Source organism: Phycicoccus sp. CSK15P-2, assembly GCF_016888005.1.
GTDB lineage: Bacteria > Actinomycetota > Actinomycetes > Actinomycetales > Dermatophilaceae > Phycicoccus.
This window is the reverse complement of the sequence record NZ_JAFDVE010000030.1, coordinates 1-19,733: the sequence shown is the minus strand read 5'-3', so window position 1 is coordinate 19,733 and position 19,733 is coordinate 1. Positions and strand designations below refer to the sequence as shown.

16 protein-coding genes are annotated in these 19,733 nt (G+C 71.9%); 12 read left to right on the top strand and 4 right to left on the bottom strand.

Features of this window, described 5'->3' with window-relative positions; genetic code table 11:
* Positions 1–227: 227 nt before the first annotated feature.
* Positions 228–434, bottom strand: a complete 207-nt coding sequence (locus tag JQN72_RS16510; RefSeq protein WP_204136234.1) for a DUF2945 domain-containing protein — start codon at positions 432–434, stop codon at positions 228–230.
* 711 nt (positions 435–1,145) lie between these two features.
* Between JQN72_RS16510 and JQN72_RS16505 the strand changes: the two genes are divergently transcribed.
* The 5 genes from JQN72_RS16505 (at position 1,146) to JQN72_RS16485 (ending at position 9,502) form a co-directional block, all read left to right on the top strand.
* Positions 1,146–2,693 carry an alkaline phosphatase gene (locus JQN72_RS16505; protein ID WP_204136233.1) on the top strand — a complete coding sequence of 516 codons (1,548 nt, stop codon included), beginning with the start codon at positions 1,146–1,148 and terminating at the stop codon, positions 2,691–2,693.
* A 143-nt stretch (positions 2,694–2,836) separates the two neighbouring features.
* On the top strand, positions 2,837–6,157 hold the full coding sequence (locus tag JQN72_RS16500; RefSeq protein ID WP_204136232.1) for an ExeM/NucH family extracellular endonuclease: 3,321 nt from the start codon (positions 2,837–2,839) through the stop codon (positions 6,155–6,157).
* A 297-nt stretch (positions 6,158–6,454) separates the two neighbouring features.
* Positions 6,455–7,708: an ABC transporter substrate-binding protein gene (locus tag JQN72_RS16495; RefSeq protein WP_204136231.1), complete on the top strand. Its 1,254-nt coding sequence runs from the start codon at positions 6,455–6,457 to the stop codon at positions 7,706–7,708.
* A gap of 88 nt (positions 7,709–7,796) precedes the next feature.
* Positions 7,797–8,681, top strand: coding sequence for a sugar ABC transporter permease (locus tag JQN72_RS16490; RefSeq protein WP_307812777.1), 885 nt, complete (start codon positions 7,797–7,799; stop codon positions 8,679–8,681).
* Positions 8,678–9,502: a carbohydrate ABC transporter permease gene (locus JQN72_RS16485; protein ID WP_204136230.1), complete on the top strand. Its 825-nt coding sequence runs from the start codon at positions 8,678–8,680 to the stop codon at positions 9,500–9,502. Before JQN72_RS16490 ends, JQN72_RS16485 begins: the two co-directional genes overlap by 4 nt.
* A 156-nt stretch (positions 9,503–9,658) precedes the next feature.
* Here JQN72_RS16485 and JQN72_RS16480 read toward each other — a convergent pair whose 3' ends face one another.
* Positions 9,659–10,363 (bottom strand): M50 family metallopeptidase, encoded by a 705-nt coding sequence (locus JQN72_RS16480; protein ID WP_307812776.1) that lies wholly within the window; start codon positions 10,361–10,363, stop codon positions 9,659–9,661.
* Between the two features lie 67 nt (positions 10,364–10,430).
* Here JQN72_RS16480 and JQN72_RS16475 point away from each other — a divergent pair, with 67 nt between their 5' ends.
* From JQN72_RS16475 to JQN72_RS16455, 5 genes are all read left to right on the top strand, one after another.
* Positions 10,431–11,351, top strand: a complete 921-nt coding sequence (locus JQN72_RS16475; protein ID WP_204136229.1) for an N-acetylglucosamine-6-phosphate deacetylase — start codon at positions 10,431–10,433, stop codon at positions 11,349–11,351.
* A 139-nt stretch (positions 11,352–11,490) separates the two neighbouring features.
* Entirely contained in the window at positions 11,491–12,429 is a 939-nt protein-coding gene (locus tag JQN72_RS16470; protein ID WP_204136228.1) for an endonuclease/exonuclease/phosphatase family protein, read from the top strand.
* Between the two features lie 84 nt (positions 12,430–12,513).
* A complete protein-coding gene (locus tag JQN72_RS16465) occupies positions 12,514–13,809 on the top strand; it encodes a sodium:proton antiporter (protein WP_204136227.1) in 1,296 nt (431 codons plus the stop codon).
* Positions 13,810–13,834: 25 nt separating this feature from the next.
* A complete protein-coding gene (locus JQN72_RS16460) occupies positions 13,835–14,518 on the top strand; it encodes an LON peptidase substrate-binding domain-containing protein (protein WP_204136226.1) in 684 nt (227 codons plus the stop codon).
* Positions 14,519–14,582: 64 nt separating this feature from the next.
* Positions 14,583–14,864, top strand: coding sequence for a MazG nucleotide pyrophosphohydrolase domain-containing protein (locus JQN72_RS16455; RefSeq protein ID WP_204136225.1), 282 nt, complete (start codon positions 14,583–14,585; stop codon positions 14,862–14,864).
* Positions 14,865–15,602: 738 nt separating this feature from the next.
* On the opposite strand, the gene JQN72_RS16450 is transcribed toward JQN72_RS16455, so the two are convergent.
* Together JQN72_RS16450 and JQN72_RS16445 are read right to left on the bottom strand one after the other, a co-directional pair.
* Positions 15,603–16,805 (bottom strand): hypothetical protein, encoded by a 1,203-nt coding sequence (locus JQN72_RS16450; RefSeq protein ID WP_204136224.1) that lies wholly within the window; start codon positions 16,803–16,805, stop codon positions 15,603–15,605.
* Positions 16,802–17,599, bottom strand: coding sequence for a fructosamine kinase family protein (locus JQN72_RS16445; protein ID WP_255541810.1), 798 nt, complete (start codon positions 17,597–17,599; stop codon positions 16,802–16,804). Before JQN72_RS16445 ends, JQN72_RS16450 begins: the two co-directional genes overlap by 4 nt.
* A 54-nt stretch (positions 17,600–17,653) precedes the next feature.
* Here JQN72_RS16445 and JQN72_RS16440 point away from each other — a divergent pair, with 54 nt between their 5' ends.
* Both JQN72_RS16440 and JQN72_RS16435 read left to right on the top strand, forming a co-directional pair.
* Positions 17,654–18,424 (top strand): GAF and ANTAR domain-containing protein, encoded by a 771-nt coding sequence (locus tag JQN72_RS16440; protein ID WP_204136222.1) that lies wholly within the window; start codon positions 17,654–17,656, stop codon positions 18,422–18,424.
* Positions 18,425–18,447: 23 nt separating this feature from the next.
* Positions 18,448–19,599: an App1 family protein gene (locus tag JQN72_RS16435; protein WP_204136221.1), complete on the top strand. Its 1,152-nt coding sequence runs from the start codon at positions 18,448–18,450 to the stop codon at positions 19,597–19,599.
* The last annotated feature ends 134 nt before the right edge of the window (positions 19,600–19,733 follow it).

Here is a 19,733-nt window from a genome sequence, read left to right as displayed (position 1 = left end):
CGTGACCGTCGGCTGAGCTGACGGACCCCGCTGACCGGGGACCAGGTCGCGCGACATGCGGATGGGCGAGCCCGCTCGTCCGCATGTCGCGCGACATCGGCGGCTCCGGTCGTCGGCCTTCGGTCAGCGGCCTCCGGTCAGCCGGCCCGTCGTCGGCACGTCCCGGGGTGGGACCGCTGGCTCGCGGTGTGCGGCACGAGCGCGCGCAGGCCCTCCGCGTCCCCGGGTCACGACCGTTTGCGCAGCGCGGACTCCTTGTGCGCGGCCGTGGCTCCGGTCTTGTCGGACTCGACGATGTAGTACGGGTCGTCGTCCGTCGGCTTGAACGTCTGGCCGTCGTGCTGGAACTCGCTCGTCCGCTTTTCCTTGACGGTCCCGTGGGTCGTCCCCTGGGAGGTGTTCCAGCTGACCTCGTCGCCCGTGCTGTACGCCATCGTGCTCTCCTCGTGCTCGTCCTGGTCCCGCATCGTCCCGGGCGCCGCGCTGCACGCTGCGTCCGGCCCGGTGTGGCCGGGTGCCGGGTTCCACTCCGACCTCCGGCCCGGTGTTGCCGGGGTGCCGGGTTCCACTCCGGTGTCCGAACCGGTCGGCGACGAGCGGGATACATCCGGCCCGGTGGCTCGCCGGTTCTCGTGCTCGGCTCGCCCGGCCGGCCGTCGTCGGTGTATCCGGCCCGGGCGCAGGGAGGTCCTGCACCCCGGACCCGACGCTATCCGCCTCCGACGCCTCGGTGCAGGCGCTGACCTGCGGCTCCGCGACCTTCGACACCCGGCCACCAGGAGAACGCGACACGTCGACACGTCCGTCGGTCGTCCCGCAGTCTCGCCGGATACTGCTGGCCGCGACGAGGCCGCTGAGCTCGCCGGAGGCCGCTGACCGTCGACGAGAGTGCGCGACACGCGGAGGTAGGCGCTCTCCCGACCGCATGTCGCGCACCCTCGACAACTTCTCGCGGGCGCGGGCGCGGGCGCGGGCGCTCGCCCGTCCGCATGTCGCGCACCCTCGACCCTCCTCAGATCGCGGGCGCTCGCCCTTCTGCAGGTCGCGCACCTTCGACGCCCGGGTCGCCCGGGTCGTCCAAACGTCGACGACCCCACATCCGGTGGTCGCCCGGAGTTCACCGTCGGCGGAGCAGCATGGCCGCCATGACGAACCCCGGACGTCGCGCCGTCCTCGGCGCCGCCCTGACCGCCACCGCCGCTGCCGCCACCACCACGCCCGCGTCGGCCGTCTCCCCCTCCTCGCTGCGCACCGCCGGCCGCGGCCGGCTCACCCTGCCGAGCGGCATCCAGACCGGCGACGTCGACACCCGCTCCGCCGTGCTGTGGGCCCGGTCCTCGGGCGTCGGCCGGATGCACGCGCGCATCGGACGCCAGGTCGTCCGCGGGCCGTGGGTGGGGCCGGACACCGACCTCACCGGCAAGCTCGTCCTGCCCGGTCTGCGTCCGGGGGTCGAGTACGCGGCCGACATCTGGTTCGAGGACGAGCGCGGGCGGGAGGGCGAGCGCGCCACCGCGCACTTCCGCACCGGCTCCTCCGGTCGTGCGGCGACGAGCTTCGTGTGGACCGGGGACACCGCCGGCCAGGGCTGGGGCATCAACCCCGACCTCGGAGGGATGACGGCCTACCGCACGATGCTCGAGACGCGGCCCGACTTCTTCGTCCACGCGGGTGACACGGTCTACTCCGACGGTCCGATCAGCGAGACCGTCACCGAGCCCGACGGGCAGGTGTGGCGCAACGTCGTGACCCCGGAGGTGTCCGTCGTCGCGCAGGACCTGGACCAGTTCCGCGGCCGGCACCGCTACAACCGGATGGACGAGAACGTCCGGGCCTTCTCCGCCGACGTGCCCGTGCTGGCCCAGTGGGACGACCACGAGACGTGCAACAACTGGTACCCGGGCGAGATCCTCGACGACGAGCGCTACACCGAGCGCAGGGTCGACGTCCTCGCCGCCCGGGCCCGTCGCGCCTGGCAGGAGTACATGCCGATCACCCCCGGCCACGTCAGCGGCCGCGGGCGCTCGGGGTTCGCGGAGGGGCGGATCTACCGGAAGGTCTCGCGGGGCGCGCACCTCGACGTCTTCTGCCTCGACATGCGCACCTCCAAGGACCCCAACACCCCCGGGCTCGAGCCGGACCTGCGGCACATCCTCGGCCCGGAGCAGACCGAGTGGCTCATCCGGGAGGTCACCCGCTCGCGCGCGACGTGGAAGGTCATCTCCGCCGACCTGCCGCTGGGCATCGTCGTCCCGGACGGCGCGGCCCAGGAGAGCCTGTCGAACGCCGACCCCGGGAAGCCGCTCGGCAAGGAGCTGGAGATCGCCCGCGTGCTCGCGGCGTTCAAGCGGCACCGGGTGCGCAACGTCGTGTGGGTCACCGCCGACGTCCACTACTGCGCAGCGCACCACTACTCCCCCGAACGTGCGGCGTTCACCGACTTCGACCCGTTCTGGGAGTTCGTCGCCGGGCCGATCAACGCGGGCACGTTCGGGCCGAACGCGATGGACGCGACGTTCGGTCCGGAGGTCGTGTTCAGCAAGGCGGCCGACTACCCGAACCAGTCGCCGCGCGGCGGCAACCAGTTCTTCGGGCACGTCGCGATCGACGCCTCGGGCCTGTTCACCGCGAGCCTGCGGAACACCGCGGGCGAGGTGCTCTTCAGCCGGGATCTGGAGCCACAGCGGCGCTGAGCCGGCCGGCCGGGAACCCCGCCGGGACCCGCCGGTTCCTCCGGTGTCGCCCGGCCCGAAGCGGTGTTAGGTTCACCGCGCAGACGAGCGGTCGAGTCGTCGCCGACAGGTGCGGCGCTCCCGCAGGACCCTCTGGAGGATGCATGTTCCGCACACCGTTGCGCCGGCTCGTCGGGAGGGTCGCCGCCGGTGCCCTGGTCGTGGCCACGCCCGTCGTCCTGACGCCCGCCCCCGCGTCCGCGGCCACCGCCGACCTCCTCCTCTCCGAGTACGTCGAGGGGTCGAGCTTCAACAAGGCCGTCGAGATCTACAACGGCACGGGTGCGGACGTCGACCTCGCGGCCGGCGGGTACCGGCTCGAGCTGTACAGCAACGGGTCGCCGACGGTCAGCCAGTCGCTGGCGCTCACCGGCGTCGTCGCGGCCGGCGACGTGTTCGTCGCCGCACACCCGAGCGCCGACCCGGCCGTCCTCGCGGAGGCGGACGTCACGAACGGCGGGACGGTCAACTGGAACGGGGACGACGCGATCGTGCTGCGGCACGGCGACGCGGTCATCGACTCGCTCGGGCAGGTCGGCGTCGACCCGGGCTCCCAGTGGGGGACCGGCGACGCGAGCACCGCCGACAACACGCTGCGCCGCAAGACCGACGTCTGCACCGGCGACACCGACCCGTCCGACGCCTTCGACCCCGCGGCCGAGTGGGACGGCTACCCGAACAACACCTTCGACGGCCTCGGCTCGCACACGGCGAACTGCGGTGGCGGCGGCGACCCGGGTGAGGACGAGGCGCCGGCCGTCACCTCCGTCTCCCCGGCGGACGGCGGCTCGGCGACGACCGGCCAGTCGCCGGTCATCACCTTCAGCGAGCCGGTGACGCTCGCCGACGGCGCGGTCTCCCTGTCCTGCACCGGGTCCGGCGACGTCGAGGTCGCCGTCACCGGCGGCCCCACCGAGTACACGGTCGACCCGGCCACCGACCTCGCCGACGGCGAGTCCTGCACCCTGACCGTCGCGGCGGACGGCGTGAGCGACGTCGACGACGTCGACCCGCCGGACACGATGGCCGACGACGTGACGGCCACCTTCTCGGTCGTCGACACCTGCACGGCCGACTACACCCCGATCCCCGAGATCCAGGGCTCCGGCCCCGAGGCCGCGGTCACCGGCGCGGTGACGACGAAGGGCGTCGTCGTCGCCGACTACGAGGGCCCGAGCCCGGCACTGCGCGGCTTCTACCTCCAAGACCTCGAGGGCGACGGCGACCCCGCCACCTCCGACGGCATCTTCGTCTTCAACGGCAACGCCGACTCGGTGGCCGAGGGCGACGTCGTCCGGGTCAGCGGCACGGCCGGTGAGTTCCAGGGCCAGACCCAGATCTCCGGCGCGCTGACCATCGAGGCGTGCGGCACCGGTTCGGTCCCGCCGACCGAGGTCACGCTCCCGTTCGCCGACGCCGGCGCGCCGGAGCGGTACGAGGGGATGCTCGTGACGATGCCGCAGACGCTGTCCGTGACCGAGCACTACCAGCTGGGTCGCTTCGGCCAGGTCACGGTGTCCTCGGGCGGCCGCCTGCAGCAGCCGACGAGCGTCGTGGCGCCCGGTCCGGAGGCGGGCGCCCTCCAGGCCGAGAACGACCTGAACCGGGTGATCATCGACGACACCCTGCAGAGCCAGAACCCCGACCCGATCGTCTGGGGCCGGGGCGGGCAGCCGCTCACCGCCGAGAACACCCTGCGCGGCGGCGACACGACGACCGGCGCCACCGGCGTCCTCACCTACACCTGGGCCGGCAACAGCGCGTCCGGCAACGCCTACCGGCTCCGGCCGCTCGACCGGTCCGGCGACGGCATCGAGTTCACGGCCGTCAACGAGCGGCCCACGACCGCCCCGGAGGTCGGCGGCGACGTCCAGGTCGTCGGGATGAACCTGCTCAACTACTTCGACACGTTCACCGGATGCACCGGCGGCGTCACCGGCGCCCCGATGGACTGCCGCGGCGCGGACGACCAGCAGGAGCTCGACCGCCAGACGGCCAAGACCGTCGCGGCCATCGCCGCGCTGGACGCCGACGTCGTCGGGGTCAACGAGGTCGAGAACGACGGCTACGGCGCGGACAGCGCGCTTCAGCACCTCGTCGACGCGGTCAACGCCGAGGTGGGGGCGGGCACCTACGCCGTCCTCGACGTCGACGCCCGGACCGGCACGACCGACGCGCTCGGCGGCGACGCCATCAAGGTCGGCGCCCTCTACAAGCCCGCGGCGGTCACCCCCGTCGGCGACACGGCCGTGCTCGACACCGAGGCCTTCGTGAACGGCGGCGACGCCTCGCCGAAGAACCGCGTCTCGCTGCTCCAGGCGTGGCGGGTCGAGGCGACCGGCGGGGTGTTCCTCACCAACGTCAACCACCTGAAGTCGAAGGGCTCCGCCTGCGAGACCCCGGACACCGGAGACGGCCAGGGCAACTGCGCCGTCGTGCGGACCAACGCGGTCCGTGAGCTCCTCGACTGGTTCGACACCGACCCGACGGGCACCGGCGACACCGACCTGCTCCTCGTCGGCGACTACAACGCGTACGCGAGGGAGACGCCCATCCGCACCCTCGAGGACGGCGGGTTCACCAACCTCGTCCGGGAGTACCAGGGCGAGGACGCCTACTCGTACGTCTTCGACGGGCAGTGGGGCTACCTCGACCACGCCCTCGGCTCGGAGTCGCTGCTCGGCCAGGTGACGGGGGTGGCGGACTACCACATCGACGCGGACGAGCCGTCGGTCCTCGACTACAACACCGACTTCAAGTCGGCGAACCAGGTGGAGTCGCTCTACGCGCCGGACGAGTACCGCGTCTCGGACCACGACCCGGTCGTCGTCGGGCTCTCCCCGACCGTGCCGAACGCGGCCCCGACCGTCGAGGCGTCCTTCGGGAAGCCGCTCGTCCCGTGCGGCGCGGACAACGCCTCGCTCACGGTCGACATCGCGGACCCGGACGCCGGGGACACGCACACCGTCGAGGTCGCCTGGGGCGACGGGTCGAGCGACACGACCGAGACCTCCGAGGACTCGGTGACCCTGACCCACACGTACGCCGAGGCGGGCCGGTACACGGCGACGGTCACCGTCACCGACGGCGCCGGCCACGAGGTGACGACGGAGGCCGACGTCGCCGTCGCGTACCGGCTCGACGTCCTGCCGCACGGCCGCACCGTGACCGCCCGCCGGGGCGGGACCGTCCCCGTGCTCGCGCTCGTGCGCGGCTGCGACGGGAAGCCGGCCCGGGGAATCCGGGCTCCGGTGGCCACCCTGACCGACGGGGACGACGTCGTGGCCCGGGGCACGGTCCGCCCGGCCGGCCCGGTGTGGGTCGGCGGCGTCCGGACGACCGGACTGGACCGCGGGACGTACACGCTCGTCGTGACGCTGCCGGACACCGGGCAGACGCACGAGACACGCGTCCGGCTCCGCTGACCCCGACGTTCTCGCCTGATGCCGGAAGGTCCGGTCGGACACCCCGAACGTCGGGGTGTCCGACCGGATGTGCCGGCACCGAGCGGTGACCTCCGACCCGCCCGACACCACCGAGCGCTACCTTCGACCCGTCGGACACCACCGGTCCCGTCCGTCCAGTGTGCCGGGGGTTGCGTGAGAGCGCTCTCCACGCAAGGGTCTGACGACGAGCGGTCCACCGTCCCCCAACCCCGGGGCGGCGGCGAGTCCGGACGCAGGGTCCGGTCGACCGGCCCCAACAGGGAGAGAAGAAGAAGGATGCGACGACACACGATGCTGACGGGGGCGCTCGCGACGGGCGTTCTCGTCCTCACCGCCTGCGGAGGCGGGACCGGCGCGGGCGACGCGTCGGGCGGATCCGGCGACGACGCCGAGAAGGCGACGACGATCAGCCTCATGGCGGCGGAGTACTCGAAGGACAACACGAAGGCCTTCTGGGACTCCTTCGCGGCGGCCTACGAGGAGAAGTACGGCTACACCCTCGAGGTCAACGTCGTCAGCTGGGACAACATCGACCAGCAGTCCTCCACGATGATCCAGAACAACCAGCCGCCGGACATCCTCAACCTCAACGCGTACGCCAGCTACGCGAAGGACGACCTGCTCTACGACTCCGACCAGGTGCTGCCGGCCGAGGTGAAGTCCGACATCCTCCCGACCTTCGTCAAGTACGGCACGTACGACGGCAAGTTCTACGGCTTCCCCGACCTCAGCAGCGCCCGTGCGCTCTTCTACAACGAGGACCTGTTCCAGAAGGCCGGCATCTCCGGGCCGCCCACGACCTGGGACGAGCTCGAGGCCGACGCCAAGGCCGTCAAGGACAAGACCGGTGACGTCGGCTATGCCATGCCGCTCGGCCCGGAGGAGTCCCAGGGCGAGTTTTCCATGTGGCTGTTCAACAACGGTGGTGACTGGAAGAACGAGGGCGACTGGGTCATCGACTCCGAGAAGAACGTGCAGACCCTGGAGTTCATGAAGAAGCTCGCGGACGAGGGCGTCACCCAGAACAACCCCGCGCGCACCAACCGCGCCGACGCCTTCGACCTCTTCTCGTCCGGCAAGGCCGGGATGGTCGTCGGGTTCTCCCCGCTCGCCGCCACGCTCGACGAGGCCGGCACCGTGAAGTACGGCGTCGCGCCCTTCCCGAGCAACGACGGGTCGGAGAGCAAGACCTTCGGGGTCACCGACTACCTCATGGCCTTCAAGAAGCCGGGCAACGAGGACGCCGTCAAGGCCTTCTACGAGCTCTACTACTCGCAGGACCAGATCAACACGTTCATCGAGAAGGAGGGCTTCCTCCCGGTGACGCAGTCCGGCGTCGAGTACTTCCAGAAGGACGACAAGCTCACGGTCTACCTCGACACCCTGCCGAACGCGCGGCTCACCCCGACGGACGACCCGACGTGGGACAAGATCAAGCTCGCGGTCCAGCAGAACCTCGGGTCGGCGATGAGCGGCGACCCGAAGTCCGTCCTCGAGAAGCTGCAGCAGACCGCCGAGTCCGAGAGCTGACGTGACGGCGACCGGCGACGTCCTGGCGCCGTCGGACCCGTCCGCCCCGCGCACCCCGCCCCGCCCTCGGCGGCGGCGGGGTGCCGGGGTGGGACGCGTCCACCCCGCCGTGGCGTTCCTCTGGCTCTCCCCGGCGGTCGCGCTGATCATCGGGGTCGTCCTCTTCCCCGCGGTCATGCTCGTGCGGGCCTCGCGCTCGGAGTACTCGATCACCGGGCTCTACCAGGGGAGCGCGGGCTGGGACAACTACGCGAAGGTGCTGTCCTACCCGGACCTCCCCGTGGTGCTGAGGAACACCGTCGTGTGGGTCGTCGCGGTCGTCGCGCTGACCATCCTCATCTCGCTGGCCCTCGCCCAGCTCCTCGTCAAGGACTTCCCGGGACGCCGGTACGTGCGCTGGGCGGTCATCGTGCCGTGGGCGGCCTCGCTCGTCATCACGAGCCAGCTGTTCGTGCTGCTCTACGACTACAACTACGGGCTCATCAACCACGTGCTCACCGGACTGCACGTCATCGACACCCCGATCAGCTTCCTCGGCGACGACCGCTTCACGATGGCCTCGATGGTCGTCGTCGGCGTCTTCGTGTCGCTGCCGTTCACGACGTTCGTCTTCATCGCGGGGCTGAGCGCCATCCCGGCGGAGGTCGTGGAGGCCGCCGAGGTCGACGGCGCGAGCCCGTGGCAGCGCTGGCGGATGATCATCCTGCCGCTGCTGCGCCCGGCGCTGCTCATCGCGACCGTGCTCAACACGATCTACGTGTTCAACAGCTTCCCGATCATCTACACGCTCAACGACCGCAACCCCGGCTTCGGGCACGACACGCTCATCACGTTCATGTACAAGCTCGCGTTCAAGAGCCAGGAGAAGGACGTCGGGATGTCCGCCGCGACCGGCGTCCTCAACGTCCTGGTCATCCTCGTCGTCGTCATGGTCTACCTGAAGATCGTCGACTGGCGGGAGGAGACGCGATGACCAGGACCCGTCACCCCCGGCTCGTCGCCTTCACCGCGGCGGTGGTCGCCCTCGTCTTCCTCGGGCCGTATGTCGTCATGGTCCTCGACAGCCTGCGCACGAGCGTCGACGTCAAGACGACCCCGCCGTCCTTCCTCCCGCGCGTGTGGCAGTGGGACACCTACGCCACCGTGCTCTCCGACGGCCGCTTCCCGCACTGGCTGCTGACCTCGCTCGTCGTCTCGGTCGGGGCCACGGCCATCGTCGTGCTCGTGGCGATCCCCGCGGCGTTCATGACGGCGCGGCACCGGTTCCGGGGGCGGACGCCCTTCCTGCTCGTGGTCCTCGTGACGCAGATGTTCGCGCCGACCTCGCTCGTCGTCGGGCTGTACCGCGAGTTCTTCGAGCTCAACATGATCAACACCTACGGCGCGCTCATCATCACGAACGCGGCGTTCAACCTGGCGTTCGCGATCTGGATCCTGCACGGCTTCTTCTCCTCGATCCCGGTCGAGGTCGAGGAGGCCGCGGCGCTCGACGGGGTCGGCCGGTTCGGGATGCTCCGCCGGATCATGCTGCCGCTGACCCTGCCGGGGCTGGTCACGGCGACGATCTTCACGTTCATCGCCGCGTGGAACGAGTACGTCGTGGCGCTGACCCTCATGCTCGACGACGAGAAGAAGCCGCTGACCGTCGGGTTCCGCTCGTACGTCACCGGCTACGAGCAGAACTGGGACCAGCTGTTCGCGGCGTCGGTCATCGCCGTCGTGCCCGTCGTCGTCCTCTTCGCCCTCATCGAGAAGCACCTCGTCGGCGGCCTGACCGCAGGGTCGGTCAAGTAGCCCCGACTTTCTCGCCTGATGCCGGAAGGTCCGGTCGGGCACCACGAACTTCCCCGCCTGCGACCGGAGCTTCTCGCCTGGTGCCGGAAGGTCCGGTCGGGCACCCCGAACTTCCCCGCCCGCGACCGAAGGTTGTGGCACCAGGCGAAAAAGATGTCAGCCGCGGATGGCGGCGACGACGGTCGTGCCGACCACCCACGTGGCCCAGCCGCAGACGAGCGCGAAGGACAGCAGCCACAGCACGCGCGGCACGTGGGTGAGCTCGGTCAGGACCCCGGGGTCGTCCGCACCCCTGCCGGCTCCGGCCACCGCGCCGAGGTGTCGCCAGGCGCCGACGACGAGGACGATGCCCGTCGCCACGAGCACCTGGGCCTGGACGAGCTCCGGGCCCGCCCACCACAGCCACGCCGTGGCCGCACCGACCGCGAGGACGACGAGGACCGTGAGCAGAGACCGCGACCGGACGAGCGCCGCGACGAGGACGAGGAGCACCGCGGCCAGCACCGGCGGTGCCCAGCCGTGCCCGGCCAGCCACACCGCGGCGGCGCCGACCAGCGCCGGCATCGGGTAGCCGGCCCAGGTGGTCGCGACCCGGCCCGGGCCGCGCGCCTTCCCCACGGTGACCGCCGCGCCGGACATGTCGCCGCGCAGGACGAACCCGGTGAAGCGCCGGCCGCACAGCACCCCCACCCCCGCGTGCCCGAGCTCGTGGACCAGGGTGACGCCGAGACGCAGCACGGACCACACCGGCCCGACCGCGACGGCGACCACGGCCGCGGCGAGGACGACGACGAGCGGCCGTCCGCTCAGCATCACGTCTCCGACGGGCTGGACCCGCTGCCACACCTCTCCGACATCCACGAGCACTGGACCGTAGCGGCCGGACCTGTGCCGCGGCGCACCGGCCGACGCGGTAGCGTCGACCGGCGTGAGCGGGCTCGTCGACATCCACTGCCACGGTGCGGTCGGCGCCGAGTTCGGCGGCACCACCGAGGGCAGCCTCGCCGCAGCGGCGTATCACGCGGCTGCCGGGGTCGAGCGGCTCGTCGCGAGCCTGGTGTCCGCTCCCGCCGACACCCTCGTCGCGCAGGTGACGACCCTCGCGCCGCTCGTCGCGGACGGCATCCTCGCCGGCATCCACCTCGAGGGACCGTTCCTCTCCGAGGGTCGCCGCGGGGCACACGACCCCGCCGTCCTCGCCGACCCCGACCCGGCGCTCGTCGACCGGCTCGCCGAGGCCGCAGCGCTCGGCGGCGCGGTCGACGCCCTGCGCCACATGACCTTTGCCCCCGAGCGGCCGGGCGCCGACGCGCTGGTCCGCACGCTCGTCGAGCACGGCATCCGTCCGGCCGTCGGGCACACGGAGGCGGATGCGGCCACCGTGGCCCGCACGCTCGCAGAGGTCGCCGACCTCCAGGGCGCCCCCGCGCTCGTCACCCACCTGTTCAACGGGATGCCCCCGCTGCACCATCGCGCCGGAGGTCCGGTGGCGGCCGCCCTGGCCGCTGCCGCCCGGGGGGAGGCCGTCGTCGAGCTCATCGCCGACGGCGTGCACGTGGCGCCCGAGGTCGTGCGGATGGTCTTCGACACCGTGGGGCCGGACGCGGTGGCCCTCGTCTCGGACGCGATGGTGGCCACCGGCCTCGGCGACGGCGCCTACCGGCTGGGGAGCCTGGACGTCGTCGTCACTGACGGCACGGCCCGGGTGCCGGCGACGGGGTCCATCGCCGGCAGCACTGCCACACTGGCGGACTGCGTCCGGTGGGCCGTCGAGGTCGCCGGTGTCCCCGAGGAGGACGCACGGCATGCCGCGACGGTCACCCCGGCGCGAGCGGTCGGGCTGGCCTGAGCCGCAGGGCCGCTGCCGTCCGCACATCCGGCCGGTGCTCGGCGTGCTCCGGGTGGCGCATCCGTGTATGGTCGGTGACGCCGCTGGTCGGACGGCCGGCGGCTGGTCACACTTTCCGACCCGGGGGGGTTGTTTCTCCATGAACCGCACCAGATCTGTCTTCGCCACGCTCCTCACGGTGTGCCTCGGCATCGCCGCCCTGTCGCCCGCGGCCCAGGCCCGGCCGACCCTCGACGAACCGGCGTCCGCGGCGGAGGCCAGTGCCGCCGCTGGGCCGACGAAGCTGCGCGTCATGACGTACAACATCCGTTTCGGTGAGTACGGCCTCGACGGGCTCGAGCAGGACATCAGGAAGGCCAACCCTGACATCGTCATGATGCAGGAGGTCGACCATCGCACCGGCGGCGTCCACCAGGCGCGCAACCTCGCGAACCGGCTGAACATGCAGTTCCGCTACCACGGCAACGCCCAGAAGAGCTGGGGGACGCGGGGCAACGCGCTCCTCATCCGCAACAACCTCACGGTCATCAAGGTCAACAAGAAGCTGCTCACCAAGGGTGACGGCGACGGCGAGCAGCGCGGCATCATCATGGCGAAGCTGGCGACGAACGGCGGCAGGGCGTTCTGGGTGGCTTCGACGCACCTGCACTTCGGGACGGGCCGGGCCGCTCAGGCCACCCAGGTGAGCAACCTCCTCAAGGCCAAGGACTGCACCACCTTCCTCGGCGGTGACATGAACAGCAAGCCCGGCGAGCAGCCCTCGCAGACGCTGCGAACCCACCTGACCGACGTGTGGAGGAACCTCAAGCTCGAGGACGGCTACACCAACAAGAGCAATGACGCGCGCATCGACTACATCTACTTCAAGGAGGCCACGGCCGAGTCTGCGTACGTCCCCGGTCAGCTGGGCAGCTCCGACCACCGTCCGGTGATCGCGGATCTCCGCTTCGGGGACGAGAAGGCCTGCCCACCGCCTGACGTCTCCGGACACCCGAGACTCCCCGGACCCCGAGGGTTCGGGGAGTCTCGTGTTGCCGGGACCGGTCGGGGGCGTCCTGAGGCGCGACACACGTCCTGAGGCGCGACACAGCCGAGGGGTCGGGGCGAGCAGCCTCCTAGACTCGCCACGTGACGTCCCCGACCCGCTGACCGAGGAGGTCACGTGCTCTCGGCCTTCGCCGTCCTGCTCTGCTCGACCGCGGTCCTCGCCTGGCTCAACGAGCGCTTCCTCCGCATCCCCACCACCGTCGGCGTGACCCTCGCGGCTGCCCTGGCCTCCGGATCCCTGGCCCTGCTCGACGTCCTCGGCGTCGACGTCGGCCTGCGCGAGGCGGTCGAGTCCACCCTCGAGACGCTCGACTTCACCGACTTCGTGCTGAACGGCGTCCTGTCCATCCTCCTGTTCGCCGGCGCGCTCGGGCTCGACGCACGCCGGCTGTTGCGGCAGCGGGTCAGCATCCTCACCCTCGCCGTGCTCGGAACGCTCATCAGCACCGCGCTCATCGGCGTCGGCGCATGGGCGGTGTTCGGGGCGTTCGGCGTCGGCATCCCGTTCCTGTGGGCGCTGCTGTTCGGCTCCCTCATCAGCCCCACGGACCCCGTCGCCATCCTCGACCTCCTCAAGCGCGCCCGGGTGCCCGAGCGGCTGCGCCACCTCATCGCGGGCGAGTCGCTGTTCAACGACGGCATCGGCGTCGTCCTCTTCGTCGTGCTCAGCGGCGCTGTCGGCGTGGGTGGCGAGCACGCCGAGTCGGGCGACCCGACGGTCGCCGGCGTGGCCCTGGTCTTCGCGCGGGAGGCCGTCGGCGGGATCGTCTTCGGGCTGGCGATCGGGGCGCTCGGGTACTACCTCGTGAAGACGATCGACGGGCACGTCGTCGAGGTCATCATCACCCTGGCCATGGTGCTCGGCGGGTACACGGCCGCGGTGGCTCTCGGGGTCTCCGGGCCGCTCGCGATGGTCATGGCGGGGCTCGTCATGTCGGCAGGCAAGGACAGGGCGTACTTCGGCGAGACCCGCCACCAGGTGGAGGGCTTCTGGGAGACGCTCGACCAGGTCCTCAACATCCTCCTGTTCGCGTTCATCGGCTTCGACGTCCTCTTCGCCGACGGCGAGACGGGGCTCGTCGGCGCCAGCGTCGTCGTCATCGCCGTCGCGATCGTCGCCCGGTTCGTCTCGGTCGGGGTACCGATGCTCCTGGTCCGCAGCCGGGAGCGCTACGGACGGTGGACGGTGCGGCTGCTCACCTGGGGAGGGCTGCGTGGCGGCATCGCCATCAGCCTCGCCCTCAGCCTCCCCGACGTGCCCGAGCGGCCGGTCATCCTCACGGCCACGTACGCCGTCGTCCTCTTCACGATCACGGTCCAGGGCCTCACCGTCATGCCGGTCATCCGCCGGGCGGTCGAGCACGAGCCCGAGGCGCGGGGCGTGCGTGAGGACGAGGCGGCCGGGACGTGAGCCGGAGCGCGCCTACGCTGGGTGGATGACCTCCCTGCCCCTCTTCCCGCTCGGCGGGGTGCTGCTGCCCGGCGGCAGGATGCCGCTCCAGCTGTTCGAGCCCCGCTACCTGGCGCTCGCCCAGCGGCTGGCGGACGAACCGGACGGTGGGCGGCGGTTCGGTGTCGTGCTCATCCGCCAGGGACACGAGGTCGGGCCGGACGCGGTCACCGACCTCCATGGCGTCGGGTGTGAGGCGGTCGTCGACGCCATGGCTCTCGCGAAGGGTCGCAGCGGCACGGTGGTCCACCTCGTCGGGCGGGGTGTCCGCCGGTTCCGGCTCGACGGCCTCGACCCCGAGGCGGGGACGCCCTACCTCACCGGGGAGGTCGGGTGGCTGGAGGACGGTGCGCACGACGACCCCGAGGTGGAGGCTCTCGCCCGGAAGGCGCTCGCGGCGCACGAGCGGTACCTGCGCACGGTGGGCGCGGAGGCCGAAACGGTGGGCGCGGAGGCCGAACCGGTCGATGCCGTCGCGAGTGACGTCGCCTACCGCGTCGCCGAGCGGATGGTCCTCGAGTCCCGGGACCGTCAGCGGGTGCTCGAGGGTGCGGACGCCGCCACGCGCCTGCGCACCGTCCTCGCGCTGTTGTCGCGCGAGACGGCCATCGTGGGCCGGCTGGGTGCCGTGCCGAAGCCGCCGGACCTCGGAGGAGCCGCGCTCAACTGACTGTGAGGGTCGAGCGCGCAGCCCGAGGGTGCTGGGCCGTGGTCCCGCCGGGTAGGTTGCGCCCATGGAGCTGGGCCACCTGCAGGAGGTCATCGAGCGCACCTACGGGACGCGCGACCGGGCGCGTGGTGTCCCGAGCACCGTCGCCTGGCTGGCCGAGGAGGTGGGGGAGCTCGCACAGGCCGTCCGCAAGGGAACCCAGGCCGAGCGCGAGCACGAGTTCGGGGATGTCGTGGCCTGGGTGGCGAGCCTTGCGAACCAGGTGGGAGTCGATCTCGACCTCGCCGTCGCGAGGTATGCCGACGGGTGCCCGCGGTGCGGTTTCTCCCCGTGCTCCTGTCCGTAGGGTGCGGGCGAGACTCGTTGTGGTGGAGGCGCTTCCGGGGAGGCGCCACCATGTCCGGGCTGGGAAACAAGCGTCCCGACGACATCGTTGTCATTTGTGAATGAGGCAGCGTTGCCGTTGTCGGCCATTTCTACTGCTGACGAACAAGGGATTGTCAACGATCATGTTGATCGTCCGTGGCAAGGGCGGGTAAGTGCCTCCCGACGAAATTAGACAAAGCCAGAGAATTTCTGTCGAAGTGATGGAGAACCGCAATCCGATGTGTTCCCTTGGATCGAACACCCGGTGACTGCCGGGCGAGAGGAGGCGCACGAGATGAGCGACATCGACCGGTGTGGGCCGATCCGTCTCGCGCTCGGCGCAGCCACTCCTGTCCGTGCCTGGCTCCACCTCTCGTCGAGCCAGACCCGCCCACGACGGGCTCCTCGCCACGACGGGACAGCCTGCCGGGAGGCCCGTCAACGATCACGCCGGCCGGGGGCGCTCGGCGCCCGGTCGGCCCAACCGCCCACGGCGCGTCCCGGCGCGCCGCCCGGCGCGTCGTCGGGAAGGCCCGCCGCCGCCTCATGGACTCCCAGGGCTCCCGCTCCCCTGCAGCCGCTGCCGGCCCCTGCACCGGCAGCGTCCGCGGGAGCCCTGGTGAGCACGTCCGCCGTGCGCGCGCCGGGTCGAGAAGGTCGACCCGCCCCGATGGCGATGCCGTGCTCCGCTGGCGGCCCGGCGGTCGACGCCGGGCCGTCAGCTGCCGTGGACGATCTCGACGAGGCCCGCGCGTAGGAGGACCCGGACCGTCTCGGCGATGACCGTCGGCGCGTCCGGGTGGTCGCCGATGCGGGCGACCACGCCGGCCGTGAGCGTCGCGAGGTCCACGGTGTCGGCAGCGTCCCGCCAGACGGCCGCTGCCAGCCCCGGCAGACTCATCGGGACCTGGCCGATCATCACGAGGGTGGAGTCGGGCTCGTGCAGCGCGTGTCCGTAGGGCGTGCGCCGGATGCGGGTCGAGGGGAGGATCTTGCCCTCGGCACCCGGGTCGGGGCTCGCCACGTCGTCATCGGCCCCCGGTCCCCGCTCCGCGACCCACTCGATCTCCGGCGCGGTGCCTGCCACGTGCTCCGCCAGCTCCTGGACCAGGGCGGTGCAGTCCGCGATGTCGCGGTAGCTGAGCCGGTACGGCCCGCCCCCGGCGACGAGCGCGGAGGCGAGCCGCTCCATCGGGTCGGGCAGGTCGAGCGTGGCCGAGGTCTGCGCGAGGATCTCCGTGGCGGCCTCGACGAGGCCCACCGGCTCCAGGGTCGGCGCGGTGACCGACCCGTCCCGCTCGAGGATGACGACGGCACCGAGCCGCAGGGGTGAGACGGTGCGTGCCAGCCCCAGCTCGTCGGGAGACCACTCCATCTTCGTCTGGGGGAAGTGCGGGTCGTCGACGACCGACAGCGGCTTGGGGTAGGCCAGCACGGACAGGTCCCGCTCGATCGCGACCGTCTCGTCGGAGACATACCCGAGCTCCTGACCGAGGACGCACGCCGCGGTGGTCTTGCCGGCACCGGACGGGGCGACGAGGGCCAGCGTCGTGCCGTCCCGGGCTGCCAGTCCCGCGGCGTGCAGCATCAGGCACTGCCCCATCCGCCGCCGGATCGAGGCGAGGGTCAGCGCCCGGGACACGAGGTAGGGCACGGCGGCGTCCGGGGCGCGGTGCCGCGAGCCGCCGACGACCACCTCGCCCGGCTCGGCGCCACGGGAGACGTCGAACCGCGGGACGACGCCGGCCGCGGGGTCGTCCGGGTCGACGGCCGCGCGGGTCCACAGCCTGGACAGGCGCGCCCCCAGCCCGTCGTCGACACCGGTGAGGTCGAGGGTCCAGCGGGCGCCGAAGAGATCGACGTCGAAGACGTCCACGGGGTGGGTGTCACCGGTGTCGGGTGGACTGGTGGTGTTGCTCATGCGCACCGTTCCGCGGCGTCCAGCGAGCGGGCGACGTAGGAGCCGCCGAAGAGCACGGCGTGCACGAGGAGCGGGTGCACCTGGTGCAGGAGGACGCGGTCGCGCCAGCCGTCCTCGAGCGGGTGGGCCTCCCGGTACGCCCCGAGCACGCGGTCGAGGTGAGGGGCGCCGAAGAGCTGCAGCATGGCGAGATCAGCCTCCCGGTGTCCGCCGTGCGCGGCGGGGTCGATGAGCACACCCCCGCTGGACGTCCACAGGAGGTTACCGGACCAGAGGTCCCCGTGGATGCGCGCCGGGCCGTCGTCCGTGTCGAGATCTCCGCCGACGAGCGCATCGGCCAGGCGCTCGAGCACCGCGACGTCCGAGGCCTCGAACACGCCGCGGTCGCGCCCCAGGGCGGCCAGGGGCAGGACCCGGGCCTCGGCGTAGAACTCCCCCCAGCCGTCCCACGAGCCCAGACGCAGGGGGAGGGGCTCGGCCAGCGGACCGAGCCATCCGTCGCCCGACCACCCGTCCGGGCCTGCCCCGAAGGCCGTGGCCCCGGCCCGGTGGGTCTCGGCGAGCCCTCGACCCAGCTGCTCGGCGGCCTCCGCGGTGGCTCCGGCCGAGGTGAGGAACGGCAGCTCCAGGTGCGTCGGGGACTCGTCGAGGACCTCCGCCACCGTGGCTCCGCCGGCCGTGGCGAGCCAGCGCAGACCTGCGGCCTCCCACGCGAAGTATCCCGCCGGAACGGACGTGGAGGCCTTCCGGTAGGTGTGAGCCATGTCCTCATCGTCGCACTGAGCGGCGCGCAGGCGCCCGACCTCGCTACAGTCGATGCCACCCCGTGTGATCTCGGAGGATGCACGATGACGAACACCCTGTCGCTGCCGGAGGACGAGGGCATCGAGACGCCGGCCATGCTGGTCGAGCGGCTGAGCGCGGAGCTCGGCGGTGTCCTGGAGTCCATGGACGACCTCTCCGACTACCTGGAGCGGGTGGTCCACGCCGTTCGTAGCGCCGTCGCCGGCTGCGACGAGGTCGGGGTCACCATCCTCAGCTCGGACCGTCCGCACACCGCCGCGTACACGACCGTCCAGACCCTCGAGATCGACGCCGCGCAGTACGCCCTCGACGAGGGTCCCTGCCTCACGGCGGCGCGCACGGGGGACGAGCAGATGGTGCCCGACGTCTGCATCGACGACGGCCGGTGGCCACGTTTCTCCGAGGTCGCCCGGTCCGACGGGATGCGCAGCCTCTTCGCCGTCCCCCTCGTCAGCGGTGACGAGCGGGTCGGGGCCATGAACCTCTACGCCTGGGCGGTCGACGCGTTCGACGAGCTCGACGTCCGGATCGTGCGGATGGCCGCCGGTAGGTGCGCCGACGCCGTCGTCGCGGTCAGCGCCCTGGACGGCATGCGCCGTCTGGCCGGTCAGCTCGAGGAGGCGATGGCCAGCCGCGCGGTGATCGAGCAGGCCAAGGGCGTCGTCATGGCCATGCGCGGGGTCTCCGAGCACCAGGCCTTCGAGATCCTGCGGAAGTCCTCGCAGGACCGCAACGTCAAGGTACGCGTGCTCGCAGGCGAGATCGTCAGCGGCGTCGTGTCCGACCGGGACGGGGTCCGGGGCCCGCGCACGTGAGCGCCCTCATCTAGCATCTCGACATGGCGCGACCCCACGCGGCGGCCCTCATCGAGGACGCCTACACGACCCGCAAGGCCGGGTTCCTCGAGTCGCGCGGCTGGGGCACCCGGATCGTGCCCTCCACGGGGTACGGCAGCGCCACCCAGATCCGCATCTTCGCGCGGGTCATCATGAGCCGGAAGGACCCCGAGCACGAGCCCGAGGAGCCCACCTACGCCGCGCGCCTGCGCGCCGCCGAGCTCGAGACGCGTGGCTGGCGGGCCTTCTTCGCCACGCCGGCGGCCGACGAGCCGGTGACCATCCGGGTCGACGACCGCATCGTCACGACGCGCACCGACCGTGGCGGCTACGTCGACCACGTGGTCCGGGGCCACGGGCTCACGCCGGGGTGGCACGACGTGTACCTCGACTCGCCAGGGGCCGAGCCGATCGACGTCCCCGTGCTCGTCGTGGGGTCGCAGGTGACGCACGGGATCATCTCCGACATCGACGACACCGTCCTGTCGACGTCGCTGCCCCGTCCGCTCATCGCCGCGTGGAACACCTTCGTCCGCTCCGAGGGGGCGAGGCGGCCGGTGCCGGGGATGGCGACGATGTACCGCGAGCTGCTCGCGGACCAGCCGGAGGCCCCCGTCGTCTACCTCTCGACCGGAGCGTGGAACACCGCGCCCCAGCTGACCCGGTTCCTCCAGCGCAACGGCTACCCGGCCGGGGCGATGCTCCTCACCGACTGGGGGCCGACGAACACCGGGTGGTTCCGCTCCGGCCAGGACCACAAGCGCGCCCAGCTGCACCGTCTCGCGCGCGAGCTGCCCACCGTGAAGTGGCTCCTCGTCGGCGACGACGGGCAGCACGACCCGCGGCTCTACACCGAGTTCGCGGCCAAGCGGCCGGACCGCGTGCGCGGTATCGCCATCCGCGAGCTCACGGCGGGCGAGCAGGTGCTCTCGCACGCGATCCCGGTCGCGAACGACGACATCGCACCGGCCCCCACCGAGCGGCTCGAGGTGCCGGTCGTCCGCGGCCCGGACGGCTACGAGCTGCACCGGCGAGTGGGCGAGGTGTGGGGTTCGGAGGTGCCGGTGCGCACCCTCGGGGAGTACGCGTCGGGGGTCGTGACGGACGTCGACGACCCGCCCGAGTACCTCGTGCCAGAGCCCGACGACCGGTAGCGTCGCCTCAGTGTCAGGGTGACAGCGCCGCATCGCGGTGGTTGGGTCCTGAGCACTGGCTGTCTGGCTCGTAGCGTCGGTGCCGCCTTCGGGTTGGCGAGCATGCGTTTTGTCGGCGGCCGGTGTGAAGGACC

Excerpts from the sequence above, each read along its gene's own strand:
- JQN72_RS16485 (WP_204136230.1), top strand. The coding sequence starts at position 8,678 with ATGACCAGGACCCGTCACCCCCGGCTCGTCGCCTTCACCGCGGCGGTG.
- JQN72_RS16495 (WP_204136231.1), top strand. The coding sequence starts at position 6,455 with ATGCGACGACACACGATGCTGACGGGGGCGCTCGCGACGGGCGTTCTC.
- JQN72_RS16455 (WP_204136225.1), top strand. The coding sequence starts at position 14,583 with ATGGAGCTGGGCCACCTGCAGGAGGTCATCGAGCGCACCTACGGGACG.
- JQN72_RS16440 (WP_204136222.1), top strand. The coding sequence starts at position 17,654 with ATGACGAACACCCTGTCGCTGCCGGAGGACGAGGGCATCGAGACGCCG.
- JQN72_RS16500 (WP_204136232.1), top strand. The coding sequence starts at position 2,837 with ATGTTCCGCACACCGTTGCGCCGGCTCGTCGGGAGGGTCGCCGCCGGT.
- JQN72_RS16460 (WP_204136226.1), top strand. The coding sequence starts at position 13,835 with ATGACCTCCCTGCCCCTCTTCCCGCTCGGCGGGGTGCTGCTGCCCGGC.
- JQN72_RS16505 (WP_204136233.1), top strand. The coding sequence starts at position 1,146 with ATGACGAACCCCGGACGTCGCGCCGTCCTCGGCGCCGCCCTGACCGCC.
- JQN72_RS16470 (WP_204136228.1), top strand. The coding sequence starts at position 11,491 with ATGAACCGCACCAGATCTGTCTTCGCCACGCTCCTCACGGTGTGCCTC.
- JQN72_RS16450 (WP_204136224.1), bottom strand. The coding sequence starts at position 16,805 with ATGAGCAACACCACCAGTCCACCCGACACCGGTGACACCCACCCCGTG.
- JQN72_RS16510 (WP_204136234.1), bottom strand. The coding sequence starts at position 434 with ATGGCGTACAGCACGGGCGACGAGGTCAGCTGGAACACCTCCCAGGGG.
- JQN72_RS16435 (WP_204136221.1), top strand. The coding sequence starts at position 18,448 with ATGGCGCGACCCCACGCGGCGGCCCTCATCGAGGACGCCTACACGACC.